Below are 22,692 nucleotides of genomic sequence, written 5' to 3'. Positions count from 1 at the left end.
AGTGACGTAAATTGGATTGAAAATCAACTAAACAACCGACCCCGAAAAACTCTTGGGTATTTATCTCCCATCCAGTTTGCTCTAAAACACCAAATTGCACTTCAAACTTGAATCCAAGATATAATTACCGCAAAGCAAATTTTATCAATTGCTCTACCGTAATCTGGTCGCCTTCGCGTTTGAGAATGGTATCCACGCTTTTTTCAGCGGTTGGTTTCGGGATTCCCAACATGACCAACGCCGAAATAGCTTCGCTTCTGACTTGGCTATTGGCGGCCATAAATATATTGGGTTGAGGAGACAGCAGGCCTTCTTTTTTGATTTTGTCTTTTAAATCAATAATGACCCGTTGAGCCGTTTTACCACCGATTCCTTTGATGGTTTGAATCAGTTTAACGTCTTCATTTACAATGGCCTGCTTGATTTCTCCTGCCGACAGCGAAGAGAGCATAATCAAAGCCGTAGCAGACCCTACGCCCGATACGCTGATGAGATCAAGAAATAATGTTTTCTCAGTAGGTTCAGAAAAACCGTAGAGGACATGCGCATCTTCCCGGATTTGCTGATACGTAACTATTTTGCATACCTCGCCAATGTTTGGCAATGCACTGAAGGTTTGTAATGAAATCTTGACTTCATAACCAACCCCGCCTACATCCATAATGAGATAGGCGGGGTCTTTATAAGCCAATTTGCCGTTTAAGTATGCTATCATGCTTTATTTTTGTGTCCAGTAATCAACCACTAAAACTTTGTCCAAGTAAGGTCCTAAAACCTTGCCAAAGGCTTTGTGGTCGGGGTGAGGCAGATAGACAGCGCGGTCGGCTTCTGAATAAAAGGTCAGGAAAAAACAATGAGTAAAACCTTGCGCCAATCCTTCAGGACTGTTGTTGGTTCCCCATTCATAGCCCTTTATTTCTTTGATTTGGGTAGGAAGTTTGCGAAAAGCATCTTCTACAATTTTTGCCTGTGCGGGTGTGGTGCCGTCTTTAAATTTAAACATCACTACGTGACGAAGTACCTTATCGGAAGAGGTTTGAGCCATAGCACCGAAAGAAAGAAGGAGGACAAGCCCCCAGCCCCAAAAGGGAGTTAAATGTTTGATTTTCATTTGATTTTTTCAGGTTAACTTTATTGGTTTAGTTCCCCCATTGGGGGCTAAGGGGCTTATCCTGAGCAGTTGATACATTCGCTGCTTTCTTCGCGTACGCCGCGTTCAAAATCGCCCAATTGCTCTTTCAGTTCCAAAATTTCGTCTTCCACTTCGCAGCGGTCAAAAAGTGACAGTTCGCCTGATGCAATTTGTTTTTCGAGGTTTTTGAGTTTCACGCGCATTTCGGAAACTTCCATGAGAGTTAGTGTAGTCATAGAATTTATAAAGGGTAAAAAATGAAATAATCGTTTTGAGTTAATGCAAAAGGGATTGAAAAAGTTCGGAGAAATTTATTGAATTGTAGGACTTTCGTGCCACCACTCGTCGTTTTCCCAGTAATTGTCCCAACCCAGATGCCGGTATTTTTTGTTGATTTCTACTTCACGTTCTCCAATTGAAAAGTCTGTCAGGATATTATTGGCAAACATAAACAGATCTTTTGCCCAAACGACGGGCTTATTCAATGTCTTTTTATAATTAACCCAATTTCCTTCAAATTTGAATCCACCGGCCTGAGCAGGTGCGTTGGGTGAAAAATACCAAAGTTCAATGTTCCCGTCTTTACGTTCAAAAAAGTCCATGAACATCTTTCCACTGAATATACCCGAACCTTTGGCGGCCTGATTTTCACGAAATTCAAAAATTGCTTCCGTAGTATAGGCTTGTTTTAGCTCAAATTCGTCGTGGTCGTAATGCTCTTCGTTGAGGTTGGGATCCGTAAACGTAGCCAACTTACTAAAGGTTATGGTTCCTTCAAAGGGTGTAATTGTTTTTTTGAAACGATTTTTTCCTTTGACGTGATACACATTGGGTTGCAAAGAATCTCGGTGAATATCCGAGTAAAAAAATTCGATTCGGTAAAAATCTGTACCGTAAAAACCGTCAAAGCGATTGGCATATCCTCCTTCCAGGGTAGAGTCAAAAAACAAAGCCGTTAGATTGTGATTGGCAAAAAAAGCGGTTGTTTTTTCGGTTGACAAGTCAGAAATACGAAGGGGTTTGAGTGGAACGGTCGTATCTTTTCGTAAAGAATCCGCCGCTTCTTTGTGGGTAATCAATTTGACAGGAATAGCGGTAGGCTTTGAACTTTCATTGGCTTTACGGGTACAACCATAACCGAATAAAGCAATCAGAATAAGGCAAAAAGCGTTTTTCATCAATGAGAAAATTAACGAATGTATTTAAGTAGATTTTTTGCTAAATTGTTGTAAATCAATACTTCTACTATGATTAAATTCCCTACCCAAGACAGCCACGTAACGGTCAGGTAGGTCTCAATGGGCTTGGTATGAAATAAATAAACCATTCCGTAACTCCCTACGCGCAGGCTCAAAGCTGCCAGCGTAACACCGTAGCTCCGCATCATCCACTCCACGTGTTGTTGCCATTGTTGCCGAGTTATTTCGCGCCAAGCTACCCACGTACATAACCACCAAACAACACATTGCAACGAAAAACCAACTTTGGCAGGTAATCCGCCATTGGCATACCAAGCCAAAACCAACCCCGACGGAGCCGCTAAAATCAGTATCGAAAATACGTAAACTTTTCCGAGGGTTCGATGCAGTTGGGGATATTTTTTTACTAAAGCCGGAACAAATTGAAATATACCAATGCACATGACCCACCAGCTACTCAGGATATGTACGTAAAATGCTGCCTGAAAATCATTGCGGGTGAGTACTCGGTCGGTTTTAGTAGTCAAGAAATCAATTTCAGACTCAAAACTCAGGTAGGGAATCACCTTCGTAAGCATCAGTAGCGTGAAGGCTGCTATGGAGAGGAGGAAAAGGGTAGAAGAAACCCGATATAATCGCATAACTGCTACCCTTTCTATATGTTACAAATACTTCATATATGTCGCCAAATCCTTATCACCACGTCCCGAGAGGTTGATAACGACGGTTTCGTTAGGAGCTGCTTTGAGATAAGGCAATACAGCTAAGGCGTGAGCACTTTCGAGGGCAGAAATGATGCCTTCGAGTTTGGCCAATTCCATGGACGACACGATGGATTCATCGTCGGTGATGGCGTAAAATTGGGCGCGGCGGCTGTCGTGCAAATGCGCGTGAAGCGGACCTATACCCGGATAGTCCAAGCCTGCTGAAATGGAGTGAGGTTCAACCACTTGTCCGTCTTCGGTTTGCATCAAAATGCTTTTGCTGCCGTGTAAAACACCGATTTTGCCTAAAAATGTAGTGGCGGCCGATAAACCTGAATCAATGCCGTGTCCGCCTGCTTCGGCGGCAATGAGTTTTACCGATTCGTCATCTAAGAAATGATAAAACGCTCCTGCGGCATTGGAACCTCCTCCTACGCACGCAATGACGTAATCTGGAAGTTCAGAACCCGTTTTTTCGAACAATTGCTTTTTGATTTCTTCGGATATAACCGACTGAAAGCGTGCCACCATGTCAGGATAGGGGTGAGGCCCTACGACCGAACCGATGATGTAGTGAGTGTCGGCAGGGTTATTGATCCAGTGACGCATTGCCTCGTTGGTCGCGTCTTTGAGGGTTTGGGAGCCGCTCATGGCGGGACGAACTTCTGCGCCGAGCATTCGCATACGAGCCACGTTGGGCGCTTGGCGTTGGATGTCAATCTCGCCCATGTACACGATACACTCCATTCCCATTAGAGCACATACTGTTGCGGTGGCTACCCCATGTTGCCCGGCACCTGTTTCTGCTACGATTTTTTGTTTACCGAGACGTTGAGCCAACAAAATTTGCCCAATGGTATTATTGATTTTATGCGCACCTGTATGACAAAGGTCTTCGCGTTTGAGATAAATGGTGGTATTGTATTTTTCCGAAAGTCGTTTGGCCAGATACAACGGAGTAGGCCGCCCGACATAGTCACGGAGTAATCCCTGAAAATCTTCCTGAAAATCGGGTTGTGCCATAATTTTCAGGTAATTTTCGCGGAGTTCTTCTACGTTGGGGTACAGCATTTCGGGAATAAAAGCTCCGCCAAACTGACCATAATAGCCTCGTTCGCTGACTTGAAAGGGAGAATTTACTAATGTGGTTGTCATTACTTTTATAGCTAAGATAAGTGCTGAATTTTTTAGTTAAGAGAGGGCTTTGCGCTGAATCAACGAACCGCTCAGAATAATGAACGCTCCAACTATAATGGATACGTCGGCTAAGTTGAAAATACCTGTTTGAAATATACCCACTTGGATATGCAAAAAATCAGTCACTGACCCGTATTGCCATCGGTCAAAAAGATTGCCAATGCCCCCTCCAATAATAAAACACAATCCGACGAGTTTTTGATTTGACAAATCAGATTTAAATAATAGAAATACCAATCCCAAAATAAGCGCGATGACTGGAAGTGTCAATAAAAACAGGGTTTTAGCAAAATCAGGCAGGGTCGCACCCAAGCTCAAAAAAGCTCCCGAATTTTCTACTTTGGTCAAAGTCAGGTGTTTACCAAGAAGTTGGATGTTGTCGTAGAAATACACATTTTTACGGACTATGTTTTTAGAAACTTGGTCGCATCCGATGTTTACGCCGACAATCATTAAAATGAGGACAGTCCGTATGAATTTTTTCAGCATCATGGCTTATACTTTTTATGGCCTATTTATACTTCCACTTCTTCTTCGGCAGGGCGAACAATGTCAATCAATTGCCGAAGTTTTTCGATGTCTTTGACGGCGGGTGCTATTTCAAATTTGCTATTTACATCCAACCCGTAAATCTTTATCCCAAGTTCTTTGACTTTCGCAATATTTTCTAATGAAAGCCCTCCGCTCAGGAAAAACGGCTTTTCTCTATCTTGGTAGCGTTTGAGAATGTCCCAGTCGAAGGCTATTCCATTTCCGCCGGGGTCAGAGCCTTTGGCGTCAAAAAGGAAATAATCGCAATGAGGTTTGTAGTTGTTAAGGCTTGCGAAATTAAAGGATTCGTCAATCGAAAACGCCTTAATCACATTTACCCCACGGCTTTTGAGATTGCGGCAAAAGTCGGGTGTTTCATGTCCGTGGAGTTGCACATATTGCAAATCATATTTTTTGGCAATCCGAAGAATATAGTCTGGGTTTGAGTTGACAAAGACACCTACTTTCTTAATTGGTTTTGAGATACTTCGGACAAGCTTCTCATCGAGGAGGTCTCCTACATAACGGGGAGATTTGTCGTAAAAAATGAAGCCGATAAAATCGGGTTTCAATTCAATCAATTCGGCTAAATTTGCCTTGTCACGCATTCCGCAAACTTTAATCTTCATCATAGTGGGGCAAGTGCCGGAGCACTGTTAAGGGTTAATTTATTATTCAGTTAATTGAATTTTGGGTTTCAGTTCGCTTATCAACTCTTCTAAGGCGGCCGCAGGATTTGAGGTTTTCATAAATGATTCTCCAATCAAAAAACCCTGATAACCCGCTGCACGTAATTGTTGAATGGTTTCGGCATTTTTAAGACCGCTTTCTGATATTTTGACGAAATTGTCGGGAATAAGTTGCGCCAATTCCAAAGAAGTTTCAATGGAAGTAACAAACGTTTTTAAATTACGATTATTGACTCCTATCATATCTACGTATTCGCAAACACTCTGCTCCAATTCTTCACGGTCGTGCACTTCGAGCAGTACTTCTAACCCCAAATCATGGGCTTTTTGTCCTAAATAGCGAATTTCGGCAGGCAAAAGGCAGGCAGCAATGAGTAAAATCACATCTGCTCCAATGGCTTTGGCTTCCCAAAGCTGATATTCATCAATCATGAAATCTTTGCGAAGCATGGGCGTGGTTGGATTGGCAATTCGGGCCTTTCCAAAGTCTTCGAAATTGCCGCCAAAAAATTCAGTATCAGTCAATACCGAAAGACCGTTGGCGCCTGCATCTACATACCCCTTGGTCACAATTTCGGGTTGTACCGAGGCATTGATAATGCCTTTGGAAGGAGATTTGCGTTTGAATTCAGAAATGATTCCCGAAGCTCCTTCGGTTTGCAGAGCGCTTTTGAGTGAAAAAGTAGAATTGCCGAAGAGTGCTGATTTTTCAAGTTGAGCAATACTGATTTTTGATTTCGCCTCGGCTACTTCGGTCCGTTTGTGGGCTATTATTTTGTCGAGAATGTTCATTAGGGTTCAAAAATTTTACTGACAGATATTTCAAGTCCCTGAAGTACGCTTGATGTAATCACGTCGTCTTCGGTATAGGGTCTTAAACCAATATAATTACCTTCATCGTTGAGTACATAAACAATGATGACATTGTCGTTGGGTTCTACCAACCAATATTCTCTGACACCGTTCTCTTCATATACCTGAAATTTATCGCTCATCTCTTTTTTTGTATTACCGGGCGATAAAATCTCAATAATCAAATCTGGAGCACCGATGCAACCTCGATCGTCGAGTTTGTCTATGTCACAAATGACACATATATCCGGCTGTACTACCGTATAAATCTGATTGTCTTTTCGTTTATTGCCTTTGAGCGGAGTTAAACGTACATCAAAAGGAGCCGTGTACATTTCACAGGTTTTACCCTCAAGGTAATTTCCAATAGTTAAGGATAACTTTCCTGAAATCTTTTGATGCCTTCTGGCGGGCGCAGGCGACATATTGAAAATTTTACCTTTGATAAGCTCAAGTCGCTCCTCAAAAGTCCATTTCAAGTAATCAGCGTAGGTATACGTACCTTTGGGGTCTAAATCGTTGAAAGTCAATGCGCCCATATTAATCTTCGATTAGTTTTTTAAAACATGCCAACGCACGTTTGCTTTCCAGTGATTCTTTGGCCGTAGCTACGGCATCGGTCAATGATAACGAAGGATTGGCTGCGTATAATGCCAACGCAGTATTGGCCAATACCACCTGTTTTTGAGCAGGAGTAGCTTCGTCATTCAGTACGTTCAGGAAAATTTTGGCCGAATCGGCCAAGGTGACTCCACCCGAGAGTTGGGCAGGCGCAAGGGTAGTTAGACCGAGGTGAATCGGCGACAGTATTTGCTCACTGTGAGCGGTAGTTATTTTAAAATCACCCGTCAAGGACACTTCATCGTAACCGTCTAATGCGTGAACAATCAAATAATTGTGATCTGATTTCTGGTAAAGGTAAGCATAAAGTCTGGCTAATTCAAGGCTAAACACCCCCATCAATTGCTTTTTGGGAAAACAGGGATTGGTCAAAGGACCCAACATATTGAAAAAGGTTTTTATACCTAATTCTTTACGAATGGGCGCTACAAATTTCATGGCGGGATGAAACAAAGGGGCATGTAAATAGCAAATTCCTGCGGTTTCTATCTTACGGGTTAAGTAATCAATGTCATTGGAAAATTTGATACCTAAATGTTCCAAAACAGTTGAAGAACCTACCGGACTCGAAACGCCGTGGTTTCCGTGTTTGGCTATGCGTTGTCCTGCACCTGCTACTACAAAAGCAGAAAGAGTCGAGATATTGAAAGTGTCTTTGCCGTCGCCGCCCGTACCGCATACATCCATGGGGTCATAGGCTTTCAGATCAACACAAAGACAAAGCTCCAACATCGCATCACGGAAGCCGCACAGTTCTTCGACAGTAATTCCGCGAACGGCAAAAATGGTTAAAAAGCTGGCAATTTGTGAGGGGTTATATTCGCCACGGCCAATTCCCAGGAACGTTTGGTAAGCCGTGTCGCGGTCAAGGGTTTGGTGGTTGAGGAGGTAGTTTAGCGTGGCTTTCATTTTTTGAATGTCGATTGCAGTTAAACTTGACAATGTTAAAATAGTAACAGACTTGGCAAGTTTTGTGATCTATAAGTTTTGTTTGATTTGGGCTAAAATATCGGCTGCTCCTTCGGCTAAAAGTAACTCAGCCAATTGGATTCCCACGTTTTGAGGAGTAGAAGCAACACCGCTGACTGTATGTTTCAGTAATTGCTGTCCGTCTAAACTAACTACGCCTCCCGTCATGCTTACAGTGTCATTTTCCAAAGAAGCCAAACCAAAGACGGGGACGCTGCATCCGCCCTGCAATCGTCTTAGAAAGGCTCGTTCTGCCAACAGACAGGTTTCAGTATCGGAATGATTGAGTAATGCTCGTACTTCTTCTCTTTTGCCTTTTTCCATCTCTCGGCTACATTCTATTGCCATGCTGCCTTGCCCAACGGCGGGCGTAAATTCATTTAAGGATAAATGTTCACTGATCAATGAATCATATTCCATGCGGTGTACGCCTGCGAAAGCCAATAGAATGGCATCGCACTGCCCTTCTTCGAGTTTGCGAAGGCGGGTTTGGAGGTTGCCGCGCATGTCAACGGTTTTGATATGGGGGTAAAAATGCTTCAACAAAGCTACCCGACGGGTAGAGGATGTCCCGACAACAAAACTCGCTCCGCTGCCCAACGAAAGCGAAGTGTTATGACTCACCAATACGTCGTTAACGCGCTCACGTTCCGTGAAAGCAATCAGTTCCAAATCATCGTCCAATTCGGATTGTAAATCTTTGGCGCTGTGAACGGCAATATCAATGCGGCCATCACGAAGTTGGTCTTCAAGTTCCTGCGTAAAAACACCTTTGCTCCCAATTTTCGACAACGAACGGTCAAGAATCTGATCACCTTTGGTTTCAATAGTAACTATTTTGGTAGAAAGGCCGCCTTTTTCTAATAAATTTTGGACGTAGTAGGCCTGCCAAAGGGCTAAGCGACTGCCGCGCGTTCCGATTTTTATGTGCATTGGTGATGATGTCAATAATGATACTTGCACTTGATAATGATCAGGTCAGTTACTTGGTAAACTAAGCGATGTTCCTGCGTTATTCTTCTTGACCAACAGCCTTTTAAGTTGTGTTTTAAAGCTTCCGGCTTCCCCAGTCCCGCAAACGGATTGCGAGAAGCATCATCAATTAGTTCAAGAATTTTCTTGAGGATTTTAAGGTCTTCTTTCGACCATTCCATAAACTCCTCCCATGCTTCAGGTGTAAAAACCGGTTTACGCATCGGCTGTTAGTTTACGGAATTGGTCTAAGTCTGGAGTAACAAAATTACCTTGATTAGCATTATCCAATGAACGTAATAACCTTTCTCGATTTGTAGTAGACTGTAAAAGGTATTCAGTCTCATCAATTTCATCTTCTAAGATAATTGTCACTTTACCATGTTTTCTTTTGCCAAAGAAAGCTTTAAGCCGGCGGATCAAAGTACCGTTAAGCTCGTCTAAATCTAATGAGATTGTATGTTTCATAATCATTCTATTTTAATACTGAGCATTTATGTCATGAACAATCAAGCCAAGCGGATAGGTTTCTATTTTTTTAACCCTTCTTAGCCTCTGCCTTCAGCAATTCTTTATCAATCGGTACCACTCCCACGTGTTCACAGACAAGGCCGCCGCCAAGATTGGAAAGTTCGGCTACAATGTCGGGAGCAAGGCCCAGCGCAATGGCGCAGGCAGCGATGCTGATGACTGTATCGCCCGCACCCGATACGTCGGCTATTTCTCTTTTATGAGCGGCAATGCTGTGTTGTTGGTCTAAGAAGTCTATATAAACACCTCGTTCGGAAAGCGTTACAAAAGCGCCTTTGGCGTTAAGTGCCTTACGCAATTGCTTCACTACCGCTTTGAGTTCGTCCTCTTTTCTAACGTCAAAGTCAACTTTTAGTCCCTCTTTTAATTCTTTCAAATTAGGTTTAAAAAGAGTGACATTTTGATAAGCCAAAAAGTTTCGCTTTTTAGGGTCAACTACGGTCGGTATTCTGAGCGAATTCGCAAAATCCGTAATTTCTTTGATGACGTTGGGACACAGCACTCCTTTGTCATAATCTTGAAAAAGGACTACCTGGCATTGGGGAATCAGTTCTTTCGCTTTTTCAATCAATTGGTTTTGCTCATCCGTCGTAATGACTTTATCGGTTTCGGTATCGACCCGAACTACCTGCTGTGAACCAGCAATGATGCGTTCTTTGACGGTTGTAATGCGGTCGGGGCTTTGGAGAATACCGTCGGTGCGGAGGCCCCGTTTTTCCAACTCACCCAGTAAATTCAAGGCTTCAGTATCCTGACCAATCACTGAACAAATAATTGGCTCTGCGCCAAGAGCATGAACGTTTAAAATTACGTTGCCTGCGCCTCCTAATCGGTACTCGCGACGGTGTGCCACGACCACAGGTACGGGTGCTTCGGGTGAAATTCGTTCCACTTTCCCCCACACGTACGCATCCAACATTACATCGCCCACAATCAGTACGCGTAATGAATTGAAAGAATCAAATATTTCGTCAATATTCATGTTATAAATGAGTGAATGAGTGAATTGTGAATGAGTGAATCTGATTTTATTCACTCATTCACAATTCACTCATTCACAATTAAATAGAAAGCCAGTTTTGTAACATTTGTTTGCCGTGCTCGGTCAGGACGGATTCGGGGTGAAACTGAACTCCGCGCACATCGTACGTATTGTGATGAAGTCCCATTACCTGTCCGTTTTCATCAATAGCTGTAATGGTCATCGTATCAGGAACAGTATCTACTACCACCGTCCAGGAATGATAACGTCCTACTTGGAAGGAGCTTGGAAGTCCCTGAAATAACGGCTCGGAAGGGTCAGTGATGATGGCTGTATCGCTGATGCCGTGCAATACATCGGCCATGTTGTTGAGACTGGCACCGAATACTTCTCCAATGCCCTGATGACCTAAGCAAACACCCATAATGCTTTTGGTGGGAGCGTAAGTACGAATCAAATCCTGCATGATACCGGCTTCCGATGGAATACCGGGACCTGGAGAAAGCAAAATTTTGTCATACTGCGCTACTTCTTCGAGGGTAATTTTATCATTACGGTGTACTTCTACATCATCGTGAAGTTCGCGCAGGATATAGACGAGGTTGTACGTAAATGAGTCGTAATTGTCGAGAACCAGTATTTTCATATCTATTCCTAATTTTCTCGCAAAAGTATCCATTTATCATCGTACCTCAAACCTTCCTTTTAAGATAGGAGTCATAGTCGGGTAAGATTGTTTCGTAAGCTTCGCTCATGAGGGGCGAAGTCATAATAAAATCGGCGGTAGCGCGGTCGCAGGCGATGGGAATATTCCAAACCACAACCAGTCGCAGCAATGCTTTGATGTCCGGGTCGTGGGGTTGGGCCGACATAGGGTCCCAGAAGAAAATCAACACGTCTATTTTACCTTCGGCTATCAATGCTCCAATCTGCTGATCACCGCCCAAGGGGCCGCTTAACAGACAGGTAACGGGCGTTTGAAGGGATACTTGCAGTAATTGACCCGTCGTACCGGTCGCGTATAGTTCGTGAGGCATCAACCGTTCTTTATTGGCAGAAGCCCATTGAATCAAATCCGCTTTTTTGTGGTCGTGGGCCACCAGTGCAATACGCTTTCGGGCTTGAATGGTACGGTTTTGCATATTTAAATCAGGGTTTAGCTTGAAAGAGATTGGGCAAATGTTGCATTGAGCTGGTGCAAACTTCTGAGTTTGCACCTTTCCGCGTCCACGCGGCAATTTACATCTCATTCACCTTTAATGGACTAAGCGGGTTGGCACTACTGTAAAAATACTCGTGGGGCTCATTCACAATTCCTGCTTTCACCGGATTCTCGTGGATGTAATCTATTTTTTGTTGAATTACTGTAGGAGACCAAAGAGCCGTCGGATAGTTTTCATTTTCCCAGAATTGGTGATATTTATTTTTGGGGTTATCTACTCCACTTTTGAAGAAAATAGGTAACATCCAACCCTTTCGACTTTCTTGGGGGTTATCCTGAATCATTTTGACCAATTCTTTAGATGAAAAAGTTTTCAAATCACGCAGTACCCAGCTTAAGTCTTGGGTAGTAGAACGAGCAATAAGATGCAAGTGATTGGTCATCAGTACGTATGCGTAGATTTCCAATCCTTTGTTTTGTTGACAATGTCGTAAACAGCGGATTAGAAAGTCTTTGTATTCGACTCGGGTAAAGACATCAACCCAATGGACTACGGTGAGTGTTAGGAAATTAATTTCAGAAGAGTAAGTTGTTCTTCTCATTTGTTAGATTTATATTTTCATCAGCGTGGACGCTGGGCGGTGCAAACTCAGAAGTTTGCACCAGCTCACTGTGTTTGAATCAGGGTTTAGTTTGAAAAGACCGGGGCAAATGTGGGCATTTGCCCCGGCGTTCAACTTTTAAAATCCTATTTTCCCTTTTCTTGCCGTATTATTCTTCCCTTCAAAGTACGCTCTCAAGTCTTCCAATTCTTTCTCAAATCCTCCCGACAAAATGGGAAAACGGCACCAGGAGCGAGGGTCGAGGTTGTAATCATCCAAATGAAAACTCGGGGCATAGCGCTCACGTTTCCATTGGTTACGACTCCATAATTTGAAAAACCGTTCAACGGAAGTGAACAACATGTCGCGCGAGTAAATGTCGGCAAAACGGACCTCCATGAATTTGAAGCAATCAATGGGAGATTTTTTGTCTCTAATAGCCACTTTTTCAATGGCATCCAATACTTCATAAGGCATCAAATCTTTCTCGTCGGTTTGCATTTTGTCCTGCGGCCGCAGTTCGGCGGTAGGTTGCAGGCTGTTTACTTTTTTCAAACCTTCGATTTTAAGGTATTTGCCTTTGACGTTGCAACCGATGGTTTCGAGCCAAACAAGCCAATGCCGCAACCAATATTTGTCAATGCCCGCAATGGGACTGATACTTCCTGCGGTATCGCCGTCCATGGTACAGTAGCCTACGGCCACTTCGGAGCGGTTGGAAGTAGCAAGCAACAAGTGGCCGTATAAATTTGTCAACAGCCACACACTTGGGGCACGGACGCGGGCTTGGATGTTTTGAAGTGGAATATCATCCTGTTCCCACGTCAAATCACGACCTATTTGCTGTTCAATCAGTCCTTTGTACGTTTCAACAAGCCCATTAATGTTGATATTGTAAAAAGTGGCGCCGATGGACTCGGCCAGACTTTGGGCAGAGTCGTAGGTGTCATTCGAGCTGTTTTCTGTGCCTTGGTAAATGCTATGAATGAGCTGTTTGGCAATGCCTTCAACGCTCGTTTCTCCCTGAATTTTTTTAATAAAATTCAATTTTTGTTTAAAAGCCTCCAAACCAATGCTTTCGTCGGCCAAGCGAATCATGAGCCCGCAGAGCGCAACGCAGGCGCAAGAATCAGCCCCGCCTGAAAGTGAAACGGTGAAACCTTGGGAACGGGATTTGCGGAGATAATCAAACAAGGCCAAACTGACTGCTCGCGCAAATTCTTCTTCTTTTAAGTAACCACCTCGTTCAAAAGGTTCTAATTCAGGTGTTTGATAAGTGGGAGATGCTTCCTGCCAACTGAATGTGTCTACCACTTTCCAATTCCCGGAAGGAATGGAAGACTTGATTTGAGCGTGCGAAAGTCGGGTGAGGTCGGTATCAATCACGGCTGACGTAATGTAATAATCAGCGTAGCCAAAACGCGGACTGGAGGCCAAAAGGGCTCCTTCGGAAGCAATCATGGCATCGCCGTCAAAAATTAGGCGTCCCGACTCATTTCCCAGTAAATTGGTATATACATAACTACAGGAAAAAGAACGCGAGCCGTCAATCACAAATCGCTCACGGGTCATGAATTTATGAAACGTAAAAGGGCTGGCACTCGGATTGAGAATAATATCTACGCCGCGTTCAAAATGAGCGCGTCCGGGGCGTTGGGCCACCCAAGCGTCTTCGCAAATTTCAAAACCAACACGTATGCCCGATAAATCAAAAACCAAATCGCCGATAGGGTAACTAAAACCGGCTATTTTAACTTCGTCCCGCGCTCCTGCAGGCCAACGGTGAAACCAACGATCTTCGTAAAATACGCCGTAATTGGGCAAATGCTGTTTGCAGACAAATCCTACAATATGCTTGTTGACAATCAAACAGGCCGTATTATAGATTTTGTTATTGAATCGTAAAGGTAAACCCACCGCTACTATTATACCGGAGGTATGCGGCACAATTTCAAGCAAGCTCTCAATGGCTTGCGAAGTGGTATTGTGGCTATAAAATGCATCGTCGCAGCCGTAACCCGTGATACATAATTCAGGAAGACAGAGCAGACTCACCTCCTGACGGCGAGCTTCTTCGATGGCTTCAAGGATAATTCGGCGATTGGAATCCCAAGCCAAAGGAGTGGTATTGCTGGTGCCGGCGGCTACTTTGAGAAGTGGCATGTTAAAATAGGTAAATGATTTGTACAAAATTGAGATTTCCAACCGAGAAACCCAATGAAGAAGCAGGAAAACCTGCATTTGAAAAAAAATCTCATGTCACTTTTCGCGCGTGAGACGATATAATGGTATATAAAGTCACATTTATTTGGTATATTTTTTTGAAAAAATTTACCAACTTTCTATGCCATCTAATGGAAAAATAGGCCTTGGGATGTATTTGTAATCAAGTTGATGAACATCTACATTGGTGGTTCCTGCTGATAATACATTGATTGTAAGACGATTGTATTTGAGGAAATGGTACCGAAAAGGAAAAAGATTCTTAACGGTAACCAAATCGGCCTTCCACAGATTAAGTCCCAAATCCTGATAAAATTGCGGCTTCATGACGGGGTTAGGATTTTCACTTACAACGATGTGCGTTCCTTCGTGTTGTAATACAACTACTTTTCCGGTCAATTGGCTTTCGAATTTACGGATTACTTTTCCTTCAAAATCCAATGACCTGTTAAATCGAGGCTCCAATTTGCCGCCAATCGTTGCTTTTAGCCAACTTCCTTCGGGTTGGTCGAAGGCCATTTGAGCTACCTGCGCATCTCGAATGGAAGTATACGAAACGAGTGATGGGGCTTGTTCCAAAATGGCGCGAATCAGGTGGGTATTCTCACCGGGAGCCCCGGCCGAGACAATGTCCGAAACATCACACAAAATAGCCGTTCCGACCAATCGACGAAATTTTGCCTGCTTCACTTTTTCAATGGCTGATTCGGGAGTGACGGGTTGAGGATGGGCAATTTTACGGACGCTCCAGTTTAAATTGGCTAATTCCTTGGCCAACTGGTCGGCTAAAATCGGGTTATTGTTGGTGACCACAACCGTGCTCCAACCCAGTTCCGGCTCATCCAGCCAAATGTGACAGGGGAAATTCGCAACACTTAATACCCCCGGTATTTTCTCCATTTGGCGCATTCTACGAAAAATAGCCCGCATCGGTTGCAAAAAATCAATGGTATATCCCCCACCTTTCAGCAATCGCATTTTACGAAAAGCCATCGTAGGTTTTGCTTTTCCCAAAACGGTATCAATTAATACTTTCCCCGATTTATAGCCAGTTTGAAAATGGTCGCGATGTGGATTAGTATGGTAAGCACTGATAAAGGTGGCGTGCTTCACCATGCGTTGGGTGACGTTGGCATGAAGGTCGAGGGGGACACCAATCGGGATTTCGTTGCCTACTCGTTCGCGCAACCATTCCAATAAATTCCCTTCCGGGTCGGTCATGCTTTGTACTCCCATGGCGCCGTGCAGGGAAAGCCATATTCCTGCCAAATCAGGATGCTGAATGAGGGAATGTTCAATAACGGCCTTAAAATGGGCAAATGTGTCTTCAGAAAGTGGGCCGCCGGACTGTGCCCAAGCGCAGATGATGGGGACGAGTTCGACCGTATTACGGCCATATTCGGTCATGGCCTTATAAAATCCTCCCGTTTGAAATTTAGAGGTTTTTGCTTCGGGAAGAATGTCATCGCCGTATTTTAGAAACGACCATTCAAACTCTTTGAGCGTTGTCAACAGAGGCGAGAAAGAATTGGTCTCCTGTTGGATTTCGATAAGGGCGATTTTTCGGCGTGGCATAATTGGGACGTTGGACGTAATTTAGGATAAAAACAAGCGTGCCAGACACTCAGCCTCCCTTTTGACTTTGGAGGGCTTTAATCACCTCCATGACTTTTTCCGTTGCTCCCGCATTGTTGAGAACATACTCACGGCAAATGTCAGCCCGTTGTTCTCTTACCAATTGATTTTCATATACTTCCGTAAACCCCTGTTTCAGTTCTTCCGTATTTGTAACGGAAACAGCCCCGTCAAGCTGTAACAAGTCGTGGGCTTCCTGAAATTTTTGGTAATGCGGTTTTCCGAAAAAAATCGGCGCTCCAAATACGGCCGGTTCCAAAATATTATGTAATCCGTCACCAAAGGCCCCGCCGATGTATACAAAATCCGCATAGCGATAAAGGGAAGAAAGCATTCCGATGGTATCAAGAAATAAAGTGTCGAGGGTAGAGTGGAGAATGTCGAGTGGGTTGTTTTTTGCCTCTTGCTCCTTCCACTGTAAACTGTAAACTGTAAACCGTAAACTTGTTCCCTGTAATTCTGACTGCCACTTCTGAATTTGTTCGGTGTTGATTTCGTGCGGGGCAATGATGACTTTGAGTGGTTGGGTAAATTGATTTAGAAAAGGGATTAAGACTTCCATATCATCGGGCCACGCTGAACCTACAATCAGAAGCGGTGTCTTTCCTTTGAATGCTTCAATTTCGGGATATGATTTGGCTTGAGCGGCAATTTGAGCAACACGGTCAAGGCGCGTATCCCCTGCCACTGTGACGTTGAGATAGCCAATGGATTTCAGTAATTCTTCAGAAGTCTTATTTTGTACTAAAACGTGGTCGAAGCAAAATAGCATCTGCCGATAAAAGCCGCCGTACCACTTAAAAAACAGTTGATTGGGTCTGAAAATGGCCGAAAATAGGAGGGTTGGAATTTGACGTTTTTTCAGTTCGTGTAAATAATTATGCCAAAATTCGTACTTAATAAACAAAGCTATGTTGGGCTGAACGGCGTCTAAAAATCGGTTGACATTGGCAGGGGTATCGGCTGGTAAGTAGCAAACCAAATCCACTTGGTCGTAGTCTTTTCGTATTTCGTAACCCGACGGTGAAAAAAAGGTCAAGACGAGTTTGGCTTTCGGATATTGTTTCCGAACGGCCTCAATCACAGGTCGACCCTGTTCAAATTCCCCTAAAGAAGCGGCGTGAAACCAAAAAGTGGGAGTATGAATGAGTGAATGAGTGAATGAGTGATTGAGTGATTGATGAAAATTTGCCCTTTGCCTTTTGCCCGAAGGCTGAGCGATAGCCTGCCCTTCTACCCATTTACGCGTTTTAGGGTGGAAAAGCGCCACGATACGGGCCAACATTACCGATAAGTGAATACCAAGGGTGTAAAAAAAAGCGAACAATTTTGAGATAAGTTACGTTATGACCGTAAAAATATTCACTCAAGTATTCATTCACTAATTCACGCGTTAAATAAATGAACTGGAATCCACTCACCAACAGTACTCAAATAGAAGAAATCAAGAAAGAGTCTTTCCAACATCCCGTTTTGATTCTCAAACACAGTACTCGTTGTTCGATTAGTTCGGCCACCTTGGGACGTTTGGAGCGTAGTTGGAAATCCGAAGAAGTAGGTGATTTAAAGCCATATTTCCTGGATTTGATTGCCAATCGACCCATTTCAAATCAAGTTGCCGAAGATTTTGGCGTATGGCATGAGTCACCACAGGTATTAATTATTCAAAATGGAGCCAGCGTATTCGATGCCTCTCATTTTGATATATCGTTTGATGCCATCAAAACACAGGTAGCGTCTTTGGTGTAATAAATTGTAGAGACGCAAAATTTTCGGTCCGCCGATGCGGCGTCTCTACTGTTCTATCGTATCAAAGTATTCCTTGATTTTCCGGGCTTTGTCATTCCCTACAAACTCCGCAATTTTATCCACATCAGCTTCGCGAATGGCTTTTACCCCACGAAATTCTTTCAGCAAGTTTGCAGCGGTTTTTTTACCAATTCCCTCAATGTTTTCGAGCTCGCTCACAAAAGCATTACGGCTGCGTTTATCGCGGTGATAGGTAATGGCAAAACGGTGAGCCTCGTCGCGAATTTGTTGAATTAATCGCAACGATTCTGATTTTTTGTCAATGTACAGCGGCAAAGAATCTTCAGGGAAATAAATTTCCTCCAACCGTTTGGCAATACCGACAATCGGTACTTTACCGTAGATACCCAAGGCTTTGAGGGCGTCGCAGGCGGCACTAAGTTGTCCTTTTCCACCGTCAACGACTATTAAATCAGGCAGCTCGGATTGCTCTTCCAGTACACGTGTGTAGCGACGCGAGACTACTTCATACATACTGGCAAAATCGTTGGGGCCAATGACCGTTTTGATGCTGAAATGCCGATAATCTTTCTTGGACGGACGACCTTCTTTAAAACACACCATCGCCGCTACGGGGTTGGTACCCTGAATGTTGGAGTTATCAAAACATTCGATGTGGTGCGGCAGACTTTTCAGTTGAAGGTCTGCTTTGAGTTTGATGAGAACCCGGTCGCGGCGATTGGTAGTGGCACTTGATTCGATGAGTTTGCGTTCGGCTTTTTCCTTGCGGAAATAATGCACGTTTTTGAGGGCCATATCCAGCAAACTGCGCTTGTCGCCGATTTTGGAAATAGTGACTTCTGCCTTAAAATCGGTAGTGATTTCAATGTTGGAAATAATTTCTTTAGCGTCGCTTTCGTAGGTGGTACGCATCTCAAACAGCACCAACGCCAGAATTTCGTCGTCGGGCTCGTCGAGTTTTTTCTTCACTTCCAGCGTTTGAGCGGCCATAATGTAGCCGTTCACAATTTTGAGGTAATTCACATACGCCGACTCTTCATCGGACGCAATTGCGACCACATCCACGTTGCCGATTTTAGGATTCACCACCGTTGATTTAGCCTGAAAATTTTGGAGTAAGTCCAGTTTTTGTTTCCATTCGTGGGCTTTTTCAAACTCCATTTTTTCAGAAGCCACCATCATGTTTTGCTTAAAATAGTTCTGCGGAACGCTCAATTGTCCTTTCAAAATTTGGTGGATTTGGGCTATTTCCTGCTCGTAGTCTTCTGTCGGCTGCAAGTTCATGCACGGCCCTTTGCAGCGCTTGAGGTGGTATTCCATGCACACTTTATACTTTCCCGCCTCAATGTTCTCCTTCGATAGATTGAGCGTGCAGGTGCGTAACGTAAACAACTCGCGAAACATATCAAGCAGGTTGTACATTCCCCTGATATTGGCAAAAGGGCCATAATACGTTCCCGTTTTTTTATCCACCCTACGCGTCATTTCCACCCGAGGAAAAGGTTCGTTAAAAACCTTGATGAATGGATATGATTTGTCATCGCGCAGGAGAATATTAAAGCGAGGCTGATAGCGCTTGATGAGTTGATTTTCAAGCAATAAGGCGTCAAATTCGGTGTGGACAATGGTGAATTCAATGCGCCGAATCTGACTCACCAACCGCCTCGTTTTGCGGTCGGCGTGATTTTTTACAAAATAACTGCTGACGCGGTTTTTCAGGTTTTTCGCCTTTCCCACGTAAATGATTTCTTCTTCTTCGCTGAAATAACGATACACTCCCGGCTCAGAAGGGATTTTGGCTAACTCAGCTTTGTGGTCAAAATCGGGCATATTGTTTCAGTGGCTTCTGTTTTTGATAAATACAAAGTTCGCCAAAGTTTGGGGTAAAGAAAAATGGGGGAGTTTCAGATGGGGTTAACATATTTTAATGTTTGATAACTTTTTATAAATTGATTTGTATTGCTACCATATATTTAAGTAGTTCAATACAAACAATAGTTCGCTACGATTTTGACAGGTTATAAAAAATAAAGGGTAAAGAAGTAGATTTGTTTTGCGAACCAAAAACTACTTTTTACCCATGAGTATAGAAATCCTCACGAGTACAATATTGAGCAAAATGTCTAATGTAGGCAAATGGCAGGCAAAATTTTTTATAGGCTTAACCAATTTATGGTTAGGCTTAAGAGGCCGTTATCATTTTGAGAACTTATCTCGACAAGGCGATTTGAGTTCCGAGAGTTATCGGGCTAATTTTTCCAAATCGTTTGATTTTAAGATATTTAACTTGGAATTATTCAAATATTTAGGTGTAGAAAAGGTATGGGTTTTAGACCCTACATTTTTGAATAAATCGGGCAAAAAGACTCCCGGGATAGGCTACTTTTGGTCGGGGTGTAAGCAAAAGGTAAGTCGAGGTATAGAGTTAGTCGGTATTGCTGTTGTAGATGTAGAAAATTATACCTCCTTTCATTATCATGCGACTCAAACAATTTTGTCCAAAGGGCAGGATTTACTGGCTTATTATGCTGATTTACTGGTCAAGGATGCCTTTAATCTGCTGACTGTCTCCAAATATGTGGCGGTTGATGCCTATTTTTCAAAAAAATCATTCATTGATTCAGTCACCCAAGCCGGTTTGCATCTAATTACGCGCATGAGAGATGATGCAGCCATGTATTATGCCTACACAGGACTACAGCGCACAGGCAGAGGCCGTAAGAAACAATTTTCAGGAAAAATAGACACGAAAAACCTTGATTTAAGCGATTTTAGAGCTTGCCTTCAAGAAGATGATTGGACTGCTTTTGAAGGATTGGCTTATGCCAAAGCCCTCAAAAGGTGGGTTAAAACAGTCGTTGTACAGAATTATAAGACTGATGGGAGCATCAAAAACTGCAAAATCTTCATCTCTACTGATTTGACTATGACAGGTATTGATTTGTACCTTTATTATCACCTCAGATACCAAATCGAATTTGTATATAGAGATGCCAAGCAGCACTTGGGTTTGACCCATTGCCAATCAACTCAACAACAAAGGCTTGATTTTCATCGCACGGGCGACCCCGCATAACTTTTCACTGACTTTGCTTTCATTGGCTAAAATAACACATTGGCTATCGCAACCAATTCAAAATAGACAACCCTTTTCTATTCAGGATATTAAGTCGCAGCGGCGAACCGCCTCAATATTTCAATGAACGTTTCTTGAATTTATTTTTTGACGTGTTCGGAATTTGCCCCGAACAGCAAGAAAATAACCCCAAGATAGCAATACTAACCAATTACGCTAAAATCGCTGCATAATCCGTAGCGAACTATTGACGTAATGAACATAATACTTAGTAAAATCGTGAATGTTGCCTTCGATTTCAGCTTCGATTAGTCCGTCCCAATAATTCTGTAAAAATTTCTCAGGTGAAATCCAAAATAAAAAATTTTCAGTAACAACACTTTGTTCGTAAAATTTCATACTGTGAATGTTATTCAGCGGTAAAGCAACAAGTTTGTTATTCTTGTCATTAGAACCAAAATAAACTAAAACTTCATTTTCTGGATTTGTCGCAATATGTTGTTGAAATAGGGGAACTTTACATTTAAGAATATTCGGATTGTTGTGCTGTCGAATTTCAAATTCAATATATTTTTCTTCTTCGTTGTTTGTAATGTTGTCAAATCTTATTTCTGGTCTTTGGACAATTGCATATAAGCTACTATTCTCAATAATATTTTGAATTACAGGGTCGGCCTTCAGTATTGTAAAATCATAATTGCATAATGGGCTGTATGCAAGTGTAAGTTGATTCATTAATACCTTTCTGTCCATAGTTATTGTCGTTGTTTATAATTACTGCTAACGGACGGGTATTTATGAAGAAGGGGGATTAAAAGCACAAAAGCCCAATTTAGGGCTAATGTTGAAAATAGCAGGAAGCTCAATAACTTCCGTGTGCCACTTTTTCATAAATACAATGTTGGTGGCTGCCGCATCTTTCGCCAGTCAAATGTCCATTAGGAAAAAGTCAACAAGTGTCTATTTGACAGTAAGTTGTCGCTGAACAGACTTAACAAAGTCCACTGCAACGCCTGCCACTTTTGCGATTTTGTCAAGGGAAAAATCCGTCTCTGTCAAGAGGTTCTTAACAAACTTCATTTGTTCACGTTCTTGTCCACGAAGATAGAGAACGTCTCTTTCTTCTTTGATATACTCTGCGATGCTGTCCATAGCGTTTTTTAAATTTAGTTCTAAGTTACGAAGTTGTGCTAAAACTCGCAACTGATTAAAGTATCTATTTAACGAAAAATCTCCTTTGGTAGTTTCTTTGATACGTACAAGTATCTGTTTTAGAGCGTCTTCTGGGTTTTCGCCTTTGAAGTTTGCCAAAATCCCCAAAATGATTTCTTCGGGTTTGTCCGAGTTGAGGAAAATATGATAATCCAGTGTCGAAAGAGAAACAAGTGGAAAACTGAATTTTAGCCTCTCTCGGTCAAGTTCGGTTGGCATTTTAGGATTGTCTGACCCAAGAAAAATGACGAATTGCCTTACAGGTGTTTTGTACTTTCGTTCAAGCATTCCATAATATTCAAGCATCCGATACACCATTTCGGGTTCGTCTCTCACTTGAAACTCAATTTGAAGGACAAAAGTGTCGCCTTTAGTATCAGTTACTTTTTTGAGGACATCGGGTTTTCGTTCTTTGGTATGCTGAATATCATCGGGAAGTTCTTCCATAGAAACAGCCGTAATTTCGAGTACATTTTCCATGATGCTCGAAATTACGGCTTCGATATTTTCCTTGAAAATCTTGTCGTATTGGCTTGATTGGCGTTTTTTCTTTTTTGCTTCCATGAAGCAAAGTTACAAAAAACATGTGCTTTGCAAAGTACTATTTTTTAATAGAATAAATATGGATAGCGT

The 22,692-nt window shown here is 42.8% G+C and carries 26 protein-coding genes; 2 read left to right on the top strand and 24 right to left on the bottom strand.

The window, feature by feature from the left end:
* Positions 1-124: 124 nt before the first annotated feature.
* From ruvA to Q0081_RS16555, 21 genes are all read right to left on the bottom strand, one after another.
* The gene (gene ruvA / locus Q0081_RS16655; RefSeq protein WP_298355499.1) at positions 125-715 is read right to left on the bottom strand and encodes a Holliday junction branch migration protein RuvA; all 591 of its coding nucleotides are present in this window, start codon (positions 713-715) and stop codon (positions 125-127) included.
* A 3-nt stretch (positions 716-718) separates the two neighbouring features.
* Entirely contained in the window at positions 719-1,045 is a 327-nt protein-coding gene (locus Q0081_RS16650) for a Dabb family protein (protein WP_298355503.1), read from the bottom strand.
* Positions 1,046-1,167: 122 nt separating this feature from the next.
* Entirely contained in the window at positions 1,168-1,368 is a 201-nt protein-coding gene (locus Q0081_RS16645; RefSeq protein WP_298355497.1) for a hypothetical protein, read from the bottom strand.
* Between the two features lie 75 nt (positions 1,369-1,443).
* Complete coding sequence (locus tag Q0081_RS16640) at positions 1,444-2,310, bottom strand: hypothetical protein (RefSeq protein ID WP_298355495.1); 867 nt, start codon at positions 2,308-2,310, stop codon at positions 1,444-1,446.
* Positions 2,311-2,321: 11 nt separating this feature from the next.
* Positions 2,322-2,972 (bottom strand): DUF2306 domain-containing protein, encoded by a 651-nt coding sequence (locus tag Q0081_RS16635; protein ID WP_298355493.1) that lies wholly within the window; start codon positions 2,970-2,972, stop codon positions 2,322-2,324.
* 21 nt (positions 2,973-2,993) lie between these two features.
* Complete coding sequence (gene trpB / locus Q0081_RS16630; RefSeq protein ID WP_298355491.1) at positions 2,994-4,190, bottom strand: tryptophan synthase subunit beta; 1,197 nt, start codon at positions 4,188-4,190, stop codon at positions 2,994-2,996.
* Positions 4,191-4,226: 36 nt separating this feature from the next.
* Positions 4,227-4,724, bottom strand: a complete 498-nt coding sequence (gene lspA, locus Q0081_RS16625) for a signal peptidase II (RefSeq protein ID WP_298355489.1) — start codon at positions 4,722-4,724, stop codon at positions 4,227-4,229.
* A 23-nt stretch (positions 4,725-4,747) separates the two neighbouring features.
* On the bottom strand, positions 4,748-5,392 hold the full coding sequence (locus Q0081_RS16620) for a phosphoribosylanthranilate isomerase (protein ID WP_298355501.1): 645 nt from the start codon (positions 5,390-5,392) through the stop codon (positions 4,748-4,750).
* Between the two features lie 42 nt (positions 5,393-5,434).
* On the bottom strand, positions 5,435-6,244 hold the full coding sequence (gene trpC, locus Q0081_RS16615) for an indole-3-glycerol phosphate synthase TrpC (protein ID WP_298355487.1): 810 nt from the start codon (positions 6,242-6,244) through the stop codon (positions 5,435-5,437).
* A complete protein-coding gene (locus Q0081_RS16610) occupies positions 6,244-6,843 on the bottom strand; it encodes a Uma2 family endonuclease (protein WP_298355485.1) in 600 nt (199 codons plus the stop codon). The genes trpC and Q0081_RS16610 overlap by 1 nt, the downstream gene beginning before the upstream one ends.
* A gap of 1 nt (position 6,844) precedes the next feature.
* Entirely contained in the window at positions 6,845-7,834 is a 990-nt protein-coding gene (gene trpD / locus Q0081_RS16605) for an anthranilate phosphoribosyltransferase (protein ID WP_298355483.1), read from the bottom strand.
* A 69-nt stretch (positions 7,835-7,903) separates the two neighbouring features.
* Positions 7,904-8,827, bottom strand: coding sequence for a hydroxymethylbilane synthase (gene hemC / locus Q0081_RS16600; protein ID WP_298355481.1), 924 nt, complete (start codon positions 8,825-8,827; stop codon positions 7,904-7,906).
* Between the two features lie 11 nt (positions 8,828-8,838).
* Positions 8,839-9,090, bottom strand: coding sequence for a Txe/YoeB family addiction module toxin (locus Q0081_RS16595; RefSeq protein WP_298355479.1), 252 nt, complete (start codon positions 9,088-9,090; stop codon positions 8,839-8,841).
* Entirely contained in the window at positions 9,083-9,334 is a 252-nt protein-coding gene (locus Q0081_RS16590; RefSeq protein WP_298355477.1) for a hypothetical protein, read from the bottom strand. Before Q0081_RS16590 ends, Q0081_RS16595 begins: the two co-directional genes overlap by 8 nt.
* 70 nt (positions 9,335-9,404) lie before the next feature.
* Complete coding sequence (locus tag Q0081_RS16585; protein WP_298355475.1) at positions 9,405-10,379, bottom strand: bifunctional heptose 7-phosphate kinase/heptose 1-phosphate adenyltransferase; 975 nt, start codon at positions 10,377-10,379, stop codon at positions 9,405-9,407.
* Positions 10,380-10,458: 79 nt separating this feature from the next.
* On the bottom strand, positions 10,459-11,025 hold the full coding sequence (locus tag Q0081_RS16580; RefSeq protein ID WP_298355473.1) for an aminodeoxychorismate/anthranilate synthase component II: 567 nt from the start codon (positions 11,023-11,025) through the stop codon (positions 10,459-10,461).
* 46 nt (positions 11,026-11,071) lie between these two features.
* Complete coding sequence (locus Q0081_RS16575; RefSeq protein ID WP_298355471.1) at positions 11,072-11,521, bottom strand: methylglyoxal synthase; 450 nt, start codon at positions 11,519-11,521, stop codon at positions 11,072-11,074.
* A 97-nt stretch (positions 11,522-11,618) separates the two neighbouring features.
* The gene (locus Q0081_RS16570; protein ID WP_298355469.1) at positions 11,619-12,143 is read right to left on the bottom strand and encodes an REP-associated tyrosine transposase; all 525 of its coding nucleotides are present in this window, start codon (positions 12,141-12,143) and stop codon (positions 11,619-11,621) included.
* A gap of 138 nt (positions 12,144-12,281) precedes the next feature.
* Entirely contained in the window at positions 12,282-14,306 is a 2,025-nt protein-coding gene (gene nadE / locus Q0081_RS16565) for an NAD(+) synthase (protein ID WP_298355468.1), read from the bottom strand.
* A 168-nt stretch (positions 14,307-14,474) separates the two neighbouring features.
* Positions 14,475-15,941, bottom strand: a complete 1,467-nt coding sequence (locus tag Q0081_RS16560) for a M81 family metallopeptidase (RefSeq protein ID WP_298355466.1) — start codon at positions 15,939-15,941, stop codon at positions 14,475-14,477.
* Positions 15,942-15,990: 49 nt separating this feature from the next.
* Positions 15,991-17,328, bottom strand: a complete 1,338-nt coding sequence (locus Q0081_RS16555; RefSeq protein WP_298355464.1) for a 3-deoxy-D-manno-octulosonic acid transferase — start codon at positions 17,326-17,328, stop codon at positions 15,991-15,993.
* A gap of 74 nt (positions 17,329-17,402) precedes the next feature.
* Between Q0081_RS16555 and ytxJ the strand changes: the two genes are divergently transcribed.
* Complete coding sequence (gene ytxJ, locus Q0081_RS16550) at positions 17,403-17,750, top strand: bacillithiol system redox-active protein YtxJ (protein WP_298355463.1); 348 nt, start codon at positions 17,403-17,405, stop codon at positions 17,748-17,750.
* A 45-nt stretch (positions 17,751-17,795) separates the two neighbouring features.
* Here the strand turns inward: ytxJ and uvrC are convergent, their stop codons facing one another.
* Positions 17,796-19,601 carry an excinuclease ABC subunit UvrC gene (uvrC, locus tag Q0081_RS16545; protein ID WP_298355462.1) on the bottom strand — a complete coding sequence of 602 codons (1,806 nt, stop codon included), beginning with the start codon at positions 19,599-19,601 and terminating at the stop codon, positions 17,796-17,798.
* A 250-nt stretch (positions 19,602-19,851) separates the two neighbouring features.
* Here uvrC and Q0081_RS16540 point away from each other — a divergent pair, with 250 nt between their 5' ends.
* The gene (locus Q0081_RS16540) at positions 19,852-20,847 is read left to right on the top strand and encodes a transposase (RefSeq protein WP_298355460.1); all 996 of its coding nucleotides are present in this window, start codon (positions 19,852-19,854) and stop codon (positions 20,845-20,847) included.
* Between the two features lie 216 nt (positions 20,848-21,063).
* Here the strand turns inward: Q0081_RS16540 and Q0081_RS16535 are convergent, their stop codons facing one another.
* Positions 21,064-21,600 (bottom strand): hypothetical protein, encoded by a 537-nt coding sequence (locus Q0081_RS16535; RefSeq protein ID WP_298355458.1) that lies wholly within the window; start codon positions 21,598-21,600, stop codon positions 21,064-21,066.
* Between the two features lie 207 nt (positions 21,601-21,807).
* Entirely contained in the window at positions 21,808-22,623 is an 816-nt protein-coding gene (locus Q0081_RS16530; RefSeq protein ID WP_298355456.1) for a hypothetical protein, read from the bottom strand.
* Positions 22,624-22,692 lie beyond the last annotated feature (69 nt).

This window comes from Runella sp. (assembly GCF_027484545.1).
Classification (GTDB): domain Bacteria; phylum Bacteroidota; class Bacteroidia; order Cytophagales; family Spirosomataceae; genus Runella.
This window is presented reverse-complemented; position numbering and strand designations above follow the sequence as displayed.

Bases quoted from the DNA above. Each gene is read 5' to 3' on its own strand.
- ruvA (WP_298355499.1), bottom strand. From the start codon at position 715: ATGATAGCATACTTAAACGGCAAATTGGCTTATAAAGACCCCGCCTAT.
- Q0081_RS16650 (WP_298355503.1), bottom strand. From the start codon at position 1,045: ATGGCTCAAACCTCTTCCGATAAGGTACTTCGTCACGTAGTGATGTTT.
- Q0081_RS16645 (WP_298355497.1), bottom strand. From the start codon at position 1,368: ATGACTACACTAACTCTCATGGAAGTTTCCGAAATGCGCGTGAAACTC.
- Q0081_RS16640 (WP_298355495.1), bottom strand. From the start codon at position 2,310: ATGAAAAACGCTTTTTGCCTTATTCTGATTGCTTTATTCGGTTATGGT.
- Q0081_RS16635 (WP_298355493.1), bottom strand. From the start codon at position 2,972: ATGCGATTATATCGGGTTTCTTCTACCCTTTTCCTCCTCTCCATAGCA.
- trpB (WP_298355491.1), bottom strand. From the start codon at position 4,190: ATGACAACCACATTAGTAAATTCTCCCTTTCAAGTCAGCGAACGAGGC.
- lspA (WP_298355489.1), bottom strand. From the start codon at position 4,724: ATGATGCTGAAAAAATTCATACGGACTGTCCTCATTTTAATGATTGTC.
- Q0081_RS16620 (WP_298355501.1), bottom strand. From the start codon at position 5,392: ATGAAGATTAAAGTTTGCGGAATGCGTGACAAGGCAAATTTAGCCGAA.
- trpC (WP_298355487.1), bottom strand. From the start codon at position 6,244: ATGAACATTCTCGACAAAATAATAGCCCACAAACGGACCGAAGTAGCC.
- Q0081_RS16610 (WP_298355485.1), bottom strand. From the start codon at position 6,843: ATGGGCGCATTGACTTTCAACGATTTAGACCCCAAAGGTACGTATACC.
- trpD (WP_298355483.1), bottom strand. From the start codon at position 7,834: ATGAAAGCCACGCTAAACTACCTCCTCAACCACCAAACCCTTGACCGC.
- hemC (WP_298355481.1), bottom strand. From the start codon at position 8,827: ATGCACATAAAAATCGGAACGCGCGGCAGTCGCTTAGCCCTTTGGCAG.
- Q0081_RS16595 (WP_298355479.1), bottom strand. From the start codon at position 9,090: ATGCGTAAACCGGTTTTTACACCTGAAGCATGGGAGGAGTTTATGGAA.
- Q0081_RS16590 (WP_298355477.1), bottom strand. From the start codon at position 9,334: ATGAAACATACAATCTCATTAGATTTAGACGAGCTTAACGGTACTTTG.
- Q0081_RS16585 (WP_298355475.1), bottom strand. From the start codon at position 10,379: ATGAATATTGACGAAATATTTGATTCTTTCAATTCATTACGCGTACTG.
- Q0081_RS16580 (WP_298355473.1), bottom strand. From the start codon at position 11,025: ATGAAAATACTGGTTCTCGACAATTACGACTCATTTACGTACAACCTC.
- Q0081_RS16575 (WP_298355471.1), bottom strand. From the start codon at position 11,521: ATGCAAAACCGTACCATTCAAGCCCGAAAGCGTATTGCACTGGTGGCC.
- Q0081_RS16570 (WP_298355469.1), bottom strand. From the start codon at position 12,143: ATGAGAAGAACAACTTACTCTTCTGAAATTAATTTCCTAACACTCACC.
- nadE (WP_298355468.1), bottom strand. From the start codon at position 14,306: ATGCCACTTCTCAAAGTAGCCGCCGGCACCAGCAATACCACTCCTTTG.
- Q0081_RS16560 (WP_298355466.1), bottom strand. From the start codon at position 15,941: ATGCCACGCCGAAAAATCGCCCTTATCGAAATCCAACAGGAGACCAAT.
- ytxJ (WP_298355463.1), top strand. From the start codon at position 17,403: ATGAACTGGAATCCACTCACCAACAGTACTCAAATAGAAGAAATCAAG.
- uvrC (WP_298355462.1), bottom strand. From the start codon at position 19,601: ATGCCCGATTTTGACCACAAAGCTGAGTTAGCCAAAATCCCTTCTGAG.
- Q0081_RS16540 (WP_298355460.1), top strand. From the start codon at position 19,852: ATGAGTATAGAAATCCTCACGAGTACAATATTGAGCAAAATGTCTAAT.
- Q0081_RS16535 (WP_298355458.1), bottom strand. From the start codon at position 21,600: ATGGACAGAAAGGTATTAATGAATCAACTTACACTTGCATACAGCCCA.
- Q0081_RS16530 (WP_298355456.1), bottom strand. From the start codon at position 22,623: ATGGAAGCAAAAAAGAAAAAACGCCAATCAAGCCAATACGACAAGATT.